The organism is Pacificibacter marinus (genome assembly GCF_018860505.1).
Classification (GTDB): Bacteria; Pseudomonadota; Alphaproteobacteria; order Rhodobacterales; family Rhodobacteraceae; genus Celeribacter; species Celeribacter marinus_B.
The window spans coordinates 81,090-88,589 of sequence record NZ_JAHKPU010000034.1; the positions used below are offsets into that span (position 1 = coordinate 81,090).

Consider the following 7,500-nt stretch of genomic DNA (forward strand, 5'->3'; position numbering starts at 1 on the left):
CGCGCGTGATGTCCCCCTATGATAGCTTGCCGCCCCGCGCTTTTTGGCGCAGCGGTGTCGTGGCTGAGGTGCCAGATTCGGTTGAGCCGCTTCCGGCAATTCAGGGACTTTACCTGCCTAAATTTGCAATCACCAAAGACACGGCGATCATGACAGCGGGCAGTTGTTTTGCGCAGCATGTGCATCGCAATCTACATGAGCGCGATTGGGCCGTGTTGGATTTTGAAAGCCCAAGGCACAATTTTCGTCGCGATGTCATGACACGCTTTGGCTATGGCATGTATTCGGCGCGCTACGGCAATATCTATACAGCGCGTCAAATGGTGCAACTGTTGCACGAGGCTTACGGGTTTGAGACGCCCCACGCCCCAGTGTGGCAACGTCCTGACGGGAAATATGTCGATGCGCAGCGTCCTGCGATTGAGCCAGACGGCTATGACACCCCCGAATTGGTAGGGGACGCGCGCGCCCACCATCTGCGCATTTTACGCAAGACTTTTGAATCGACTGAGCTGTTGGTTTTCACTCTTGGGCTGACCGAAACATGGTGTCATGAGGCCTCGGGCACGGTTTATCCAACGGCCCCAGGCGTGATCGCCGCGCCAGATCAACCGCAAGAAATCAGTTATCGCAACGATGGGCATCGCGCTGTTATGGCCGATTTACGTGCTTTGAACGATTTTGGCAAAAGCCGGAACCCGCATTTCAAGCTGTTGCTCACTGTCTCGCCCGTACCATTGACGGCAACGGCATCGGGCACGCATGTCTTGCCCGCCACGACCTATTCCAAATCGGTTCTACGCGCAGCTGCGGGCGAATTTGCCCGTACCCATGATACGGTCGATTATTTCCCGTCCTTTGAGGTCATCACCAATGCGGCCACGCGCGGGCGCTTTTTCGAGGCCAACCAGCGCAGCGTGACTAACGCTGGCGTCAAAGCGGCGATGAACATGTTTTTCCAAGCCCACGGCGAAGAGGTCAACGCCCCCCAGCCCCGAACTTCATCCAGCCTGACTGGCGGCATGACCGATGATGGCGACAACGCTGTGCAATGCGAAGAGGTACTTTTGGACGCCATGAACAGGAGCCTGACATGAAGGTTTTGGTTCTGGGCACGTCTCATTCGGCCAGCGTGCGCATGGCCTCAGATTGGATCAAACGCGCTTACCCCGACCTTGAAGTCGATTATTTTTCCCTGCCCGGCGCCGTGCATTCCAGATCACTGATGATCGGCAGCACTTTTGGCCCAACGCCCAGCGATACTTACGGCTGTAAAATGAGCCAGCAATGGAACGGCAATTTGATGATTGATCTTGCCCCTTACGCGCAAATTTTTCACGTGGGTGAACGCTTTGCTATGGGCGCAGTCACCCGTTTGATGGCCGATTACGACATCTTGGAATATGAGGAACGCAGCCTGCGCCCTGTGATGTCGCTGAGTGCAGCGCGGGCCTTGATCGGCACTGCGGTCTATGATTTTGTCGAGGCGCGTCACGATGTGTTTGACGACGACCCACGCATCACGTTTATGCCCGCCCCCTATCCTTTGGCGCGTGGCGCAAAACGCGGACCGGGATTCGAGAGCACCATGTCGCGGCTGAACAAACGTCACACAGCAGCCGATTGGTCGCAGATCTATGAGCACGCCATGGGGACAAGTTTGGCCGATTTTGGCTATCGGTTTATCGCGCAACCGAACCACACGCGTCAGGGTATTTTCGCGACCAAAGACATCTTTGCACGCCCCAAGTCGTCGGTCACAGATGTCGGCGACAAGGTCGACAACAGACACACTAATGCCGCCTACGGGCAAGAGATTTTCGCAGCTTATGCACAAAGCCAATTGGGCCTCGCCCCACTGGAACCCGCATCAGCACCACAGTCATAATCGCCAGCGCGCGCAAGCCGCCAGCACCAGATCACACCGCAGCGTTGCGGATTTAGGGAGAGCACATCATGGCCACAGACACACAAGCCCCAAAGGGGTGGGATCGCAATCAAATGGCAGCGCGTGCAGCGCTTGAACTGGAAGACGGGACCTATGTGAATCTCGGGATCGGCATCCCGACTTTGGTGCCAAATTTCATTCCTGATGGCGTCGAAGTCACCCTGCAATCTGAAAACGGCATGTTGGGCATGGGGCCTTTCCCTGTGGAGGGCACCGAGGATGCCGACCTGATCAACGCGGGCAAGCAGACCATCACCGAGCTGCCAAACACCGCCTATTTCGATTCCGCTTTTTCGTTCGGCATGATCCGTGGCGGCAAGATCGCTATGGCGATTTTGGGCGCGATGGAAGTGGATGAAAAAGGCGATCTGGCCAACTGGATGATCCCCGGGAAACTGGTCAAAGGCATGGGCGGCGCTATGGATTTGGTCGCGGGCGTGGGTCGTGTTGTTGTGGTCATGGATCACACAAACAAACACGGCGACAGCAAACTTTTGAAAGAATGCACCCTGCCCTTGACCGGCAAATCGGTTGTGGATCGCGTGATCACCAACTTGGGCGTTTTGGATGTGGTTGAGGGCGGATTGAAAATCGTTGAGACCGCCGAGGGCGTGACCGAGGCCGATCTGCGCGCGGCGACTTTGGCGACGATTGTCGACTGATCCGCGCCCAGCACCGTAGGACTGAACACCATAGAACTGACAAAGGCCTCCAGTTTGGGGGGCCTTTTATTTAACCAAACCCCTCTCTATTGTCGCCATATAGGCAACAGCATCATATTCTTGCCCCAATCTGTCGCTAGAACGGCACGAAATACAGGCAAAATTGATCACATGCAGCAAGAGCAAACCATTTCCTCGACCATAAGACCTACCGCAGGTGGGTCCAAAGCCTTGCGCGATCGCGTGGTGTTGCTGGGGCTTTTGGCCTTACTCATCATCGGCCTTTTGGGCGCTGCGGCTGCGACGGGTTGGTCTGAGACACTGCATCAAATCCAAAAACTCACTCTATGGCAGGTCTGCGCCCTGCTGGCGCTGTCGCTGATGAATTATGGTCTGCGCGGATTGCGTTGGCATCTGTTTGCCAAACGTCTTGGGCTCGACCTGTCTCTCACCACCAACATGCGTCATTTTCTGGGTGGTTTTGCCATGACGGTCACACCAGGGCGTGTGGGCGAATTGGTACGAATGCGCTGGATACGGCGCGAAACAGGTTGGGCTTTTGAACGCACTGCGCCTTTGGTTTTGGTCGATCGCGCCTCAGATTTGGCGGCGATGGCCGTGCTTTTGGCGGGTGCACTTTTGTTATCAACGTCAAAAATTGCAGGTGGCGTGCCTGTCACGCTTTTGGCGCTGTTGGCCGCCTTTATTGTCACTCGCCCTGCGCTTTTGGCATGGTGCGCAAGCTTGGGGTATCGAACCACGGGCAAAGCCCCGCGCCTGTTTGCGAAACTCCGCCGTGCGGCAAGCGCGCTTGCGCCTTTCTCGCAAGGCGGCACCTTGTTCCAAGGATCAGTGTTGGCCTTTGCGGGCTGGCTGGCCGAAGGGCTGGCTTTTTACCTATTGCTGGCATGGATGGGCGCAGATGTCACTGCGTCAACCGCCATCGCGATATTCCTGTTTTCAACCTTGGCAGGCGGACTAACGGGCGCGCCGGGTGGCGTGGGTGGCGCAGAAGCTGCGATGATCGCGCTGCTGAGCCTTGAGGGCGTGCCTTTGGCGCTGTCCCTGCCTGCCACGGCCATCATTCGCTTGACCACACTTTGGTTCGCCATTGTCATCGGTCTGATCATTTTTCCCATCGCGGAACGCATATCAAAGAGAATTCAAACATGAGCTGGAAAACTTTAGACACCACAGGCTGGGGGCGCGCGCATCGTGCCTCAGGTGACGTGGCCCGCCCTGAACGCGCATCGCAGTTGAAACGCTTGTTGGAGAAATCTGCCGTGCCCGCCTTTGGCATGCGCAGATCTTACGGCGACGCGGCCCTGACATCTGACGCGCCGTCTTTGGACATGACGCGTTTGGATCGGGTGCTGTCCTTTGATGAGACCTCTGGCGTGGTGCATGTAGAAGCGGGTTTGCCGATCGGAGATCTGGGGCGTATGTTTGCCGCTAGGGGGTGGATTCCACCGGTGATGCCCGGCACAGGCTTTGCCACCATCGGCGGCTGTATCGCCAATGATGTGCATGGCAAAAACCACCATGTCGTTGGCTCATTTGGTCAGCATGTGACCGAAATCACGCTGATCCAAGGCGACAAGACCCGCGTGATCACACCGAAAAATACTGGTATCTTCCAAGCCACTGTCGGCGGATTGGGACAAACCGGCGTAATTGCTTCGGCCAAGATGCAAATGGCCCCCTGCAAAGGCGACCTGATGGTTTTGACCGAGCGACGCATCGACAATTTGGACGAATTTTTCGTGGCCTTTGATGACAGTTCTGCCGATTACACTGTCGGTTGGATCGACGCCACAGCCAAGGGTGCCAATTTAGGCCGTGGCGTTTTGGAAGAAAGCGAAATCACATCGGGCGTGAACCCTGGCAGCGGCAAAAGCAAATCGGTGCCATTCAACGCGCCCCGCTGGGCTTTGTCCGCGCCAATCGTGCGTCTGTTCAACGAGATGTATTTTCGCCGCGTGCCCGCCTCTGGGCGCACAAGCGTCAAACCGATTACCGACCCGTTTTTCCCGCTGGATGCGATCCACAATTGGAATCGCTTGTATGGCAAAAACGGCTTTAACCAATTTCAATGCGTTGTACCGCTTGAGGCCACCAATTGTTTGCGCATCATGCTGGAACGGATTGCGGCGTCAGGTTTGGCTTCACCTTTGGCAGTGTTGAAAAAGATGGGCGCGGGACGCGCGGGCTATATGTCATTTCCGATGGAAGGCTACACTTTGGCGGTGGATTTTCCCAATCGCGGCAGCGCCGAATATTTGGTGCGTGAATTGACCGATCTGGCGCGCGAGGCAGGCGGGCGGATTTACTTTGCCAAAGACGGCTTGGCCCAAGCCAAACAGATCGCGGGCATGTACCCAGAGCAAGAGGCATGGCAGCAAGAGGTGGCAAAAGCCGACCCTGAGCGCGCAATGGAAACCGATTTGGTGCGCCGATTGCAGCTGCGCGGTGCGCCTGCTGAGGCAGATCAGCCTTCTCAAGATCAATCCAAAATGAGCCAAGGAGAGAGCGCATGAGCAAAGCCTCACAAAACCAGACATGGATCATTTTGGGCGCAACCTCGTCAATGGCGCGGGCTTTTGCACGCGATGTGTCTGCACGCGGCGCAACCGTGTTGGTCTGCGGACGCGACATGGATGATCTGATCAGCACAGCGCAAGATTGCTTGGCACGCGGCGCAAAAACGGCAGAGCCTTGCGCTTTTGATGCGCGCGACACATCCAGCTTTGCCCCGATTATTGACCGCGCAACGGCAGAAGACGGCGTGATCAATTGTGCTGTGTTTGTCGGCTCTATGCCCACGCAAAATACGATTGATGCCGAGCCCGATCTGATCAACGGCACGGTGCAAGACAATTTCACTGGCCCAGCCACGTTTTTGCAAATGCTGGCCCCAGAATTGGAAAGCCGTGGCAATGGCACGGTCGTGGGTGTCGGATCTGTTGCGGGGGATCGAGGGCGTATCGGCAATTATGTTTACGGATCGGCCAAAGCGGGTTTTGCCACCTATTTGTCAGGTCTGCGCAACCGTTTAACCCGCGCAGGCGGTCATGTGGTCACTGTGAAACCGGGGTTTGTGGACACGGCGATGACATGGGATGTCGAAGGCATGTTCTTGGTTGCGGCCCCAGAAAAGGTGGCCTCGGATATTATGAAAGCCGTCACCAAGAAAAAGAATGTGATCTACACGCCGTTCTTCTGGCGCTACATCATGCTGATCATCTGCCATATCCCTGAGTTTATCTTTAAAAAGATGTCTATCTGAGGGAGCGCGCCAAAGCGTTGCGCCGTTAAGGTTAACAGCTCGCGTTTTGCGGCACATGTAAATGTCACATAAATATATGTCACACAAAAGGGACGCCCAAATGGAGCGTCCCTTTTTGATGTTTTGCGCCTGCATAGGGGGCTGTTCTAACTTTGTTAGTCGGTGCGCCCCTAATTCGACGAGCGCAGCGCGTTGGTGGCAAAGACGCAGCCATCAGAATAGAGTTCGGGCTGGGTGACGCAGAGCCTGCGGGCCACTTGCCATGCTGCGAGGACTTTGGGCACATAGGCGCGGGTCTCAGCAAAGGGCGGTACGCCGCGATTGTCTTTGACAGCGTTTTCGCCTGCATTGTAACCCGCCAGCGCCAAGACCACATCGCCTTTGAACTCTTTAATTAACCAATCCAGATAGGTGATCCCACCGCGAATGTTTTGCGCGGGATCCATGGGATCAGTGACGCCAAAGCGCGCGGCTGTGGCGGGGATCAATTGCATCAAGCCCTGCGCACCTGCTCCGCTCACCGCATTCGTTTTGCCCGCAGATTCCACTGAAATCACCGCCAAGGCCAAAGCCGGGCTGACATCTGTACCAATAGAATGGATCAGCAAATCTGTTCCATATTTATTGGCCAGATCGGTGACCTGTTGGAAACTGGGGGTAGACAGGGTTGCCGCACGATCATTGTCGAGCCCAGCCAAAGCCAGCGCAAAACGTTCAGGGCCCGCGCCTGCCACATCATGGGGCACAACAGTCCAATACCAGTCTTGCAGATCGGCAGGCGCTTTTGGCACATCGGCCAAAGGCATGACAGTGCCAGCGGGCTGCGGGCCAGTTGGGCCGCTAGGGCCTTGCGGCGCGCTGGGTGATGAGGGCCGGATTTGAACGGTGATACGATTGGTCGTGCCCGATTTGGGTGGCGTGAGGCGACGCGGTGTCACTTTTGGCCAAGGGGCTGGCGTCAGCGAAGGAGTAACCTTTTTAACAGAACTTCCGGTTTTGGGGCCTATAACGGTGGGGCCAGTTGGACCGGTCGGACTGCTTTGCGCCAAGACCGCAAGCGGTGCTGCGCTGGCGACCCCCGATATGAGACCTGCACAAAGGCAAAGTTTCGAAACACCTGTACGTGGCACCCTGGCCCTAATCTTGGCCCAAATAGTGATTCCACTCATGAATATGCCCAACCTGCTTTTTCTCATTTTTGTCAGCTTCGCAAAAATAAGGGGTTTCGGCCAGTAATTAGCGCAAAATTGGCACCAATAACCGGTTTGGTTAACGACGCATTCCCCCTACAAACGATAAACTGCAAAAAGGTTAATTTTTAAATTGTTATATTTCAATCGCTTACATCTTTTGAGTGATCAAAAATTAACTGTACCAAAAACGTACTATTCCTGCCCCACTCTTGCCCCAGTTCGGGGGCCATATAGTCACATCGAAAGCGACAAGGCAGACGACGCGGTACGGGAAACACCGCAGCTAACACCGCTTAGAACGTGGACATCAGATATACCCCGGAGGGTAACGACATGAAATTTTTCAAACTCTACAAAAACTTCCAAGCAGACGAAGACGGCGCAGTAACAGTTGACTGGGTTGTTTTGACC

Annotated in this window: 7 protein-coding genes; 6 read left to right on the forward strand and 1 reads right to left on the reverse strand. The window is 55.6% G+C overall.

The window, feature by feature from the left end:
* Positions 1-8: 8 nt before the first annotated feature.
* The 6 genes from KO503_RS13495 (at position 9) to KO503_RS13520 (ending at position 5,896) form a co-directional block, all read left to right on the forward strand.
* Positions 9-1,097: a GSCFA domain-containing protein gene (locus tag KO503_RS13495; RefSeq protein ID WP_215992076.1), complete on the forward strand. Its 1,089-nt coding sequence runs from the start codon at positions 9-11 to the stop codon at positions 1,095-1,097.
* The gene (locus KO503_RS13500) at positions 1,094-1,888 is read left to right on the forward strand and encodes a hypothetical protein (protein WP_215992077.1); all 795 of its coding nucleotides are present in this window, start codon (positions 1,094-1,096) and stop codon (positions 1,886-1,888) included. Before KO503_RS13495 ends, KO503_RS13500 begins: the two co-directional genes overlap by 4 nt.
* Positions 1,889-1,956: 68 nt before the next feature.
* Complete coding sequence (locus tag KO503_RS13505) at positions 1,957-2,610, forward strand: 3-oxoacid CoA-transferase subunit B (RefSeq protein WP_215992078.1); 654 nt, start codon at positions 1,957-1,959, stop codon at positions 2,608-2,610.
* A 171-nt stretch (positions 2,611-2,781) separates the two neighbouring features.
* Positions 2,782-3,783: a lysylphosphatidylglycerol synthase transmembrane domain-containing protein gene (locus KO503_RS13510; protein ID WP_215992079.1), complete on the forward strand. Its 1,002-nt coding sequence runs from the start codon at positions 2,782-2,784 to the stop codon at positions 3,781-3,783.
* Complete coding sequence (locus KO503_RS13515) at positions 3,780-5,147, forward strand: FAD-binding protein (protein ID WP_215992080.1); 1,368 nt, start codon at positions 3,780-3,782, stop codon at positions 5,145-5,147. The genes KO503_RS13510 and KO503_RS13515 overlap by 4 nt, the downstream gene beginning before the upstream one ends.
* Positions 5,144-5,896 carry an SDR family NAD(P)-dependent oxidoreductase gene (locus tag KO503_RS13520; protein ID WP_215992081.1) on the forward strand — a complete coding sequence of 251 codons (753 nt, stop codon included), beginning with the start codon at positions 5,144-5,146 and terminating at the stop codon, positions 5,894-5,896. Before KO503_RS13515 ends, KO503_RS13520 begins: the two co-directional genes overlap by 4 nt.
* 170 nt (positions 5,897-6,066) lie before the next feature.
* Here the strand turns inward: KO503_RS13520 and KO503_RS13525 are convergent, their stop codons facing one another.
* A complete protein-coding gene (locus KO503_RS13525; protein ID WP_215992082.1) occupies positions 6,067-7,065 on the reverse strand; it encodes a lytic transglycosylase domain-containing protein in 999 nt (332 codons plus the stop codon).
* Positions 7,066-7,500: the final 435 nt, after the last annotated feature.

Bases quoted from the DNA above. Each gene is read 5' to 3' on its own strand.
- KO503_RS13515 (WP_215992080.1), top strand. From the start codon at position 3,780: ATGAGCTGGAAAACTTTAGACACCACAGGCTGGGGGCGCGCGCATCGT.
- KO503_RS13505 (WP_215992078.1), top strand. From the start codon at position 1,957: ATGGCCACAGACACACAAGCCCCAAAGGGGTGGGATCGCAATCAAATG.
- KO503_RS13495 (WP_215992076.1), top strand. From the start codon at position 9: ATGTCCCCCTATGATAGCTTGCCGCCCCGCGCTTTTTGGCGCAGCGGT.
- KO503_RS13500 (WP_215992077.1), top strand. From the start codon at position 1,094: ATGAAGGTTTTGGTTCTGGGCACGTCTCATTCGGCCAGCGTGCGCATG.
- KO503_RS13520 (WP_215992081.1), top strand. From the start codon at position 5,144: ATGAGCAAAGCCTCACAAAACCAGACATGGATCATTTTGGGCGCAACC.
- KO503_RS13510 (WP_215992079.1), top strand. From the start codon at position 2,782: ATGCAGCAAGAGCAAACCATTTCCTCGACCATAAGACCTACCGCAGGT.
- KO503_RS13525 (WP_215992082.1), bottom strand. From the start codon at position 7,065: ATGAGTGGAATCACTATTTGGGCCAAGATTAGGGCCAGGGTGCCACGT.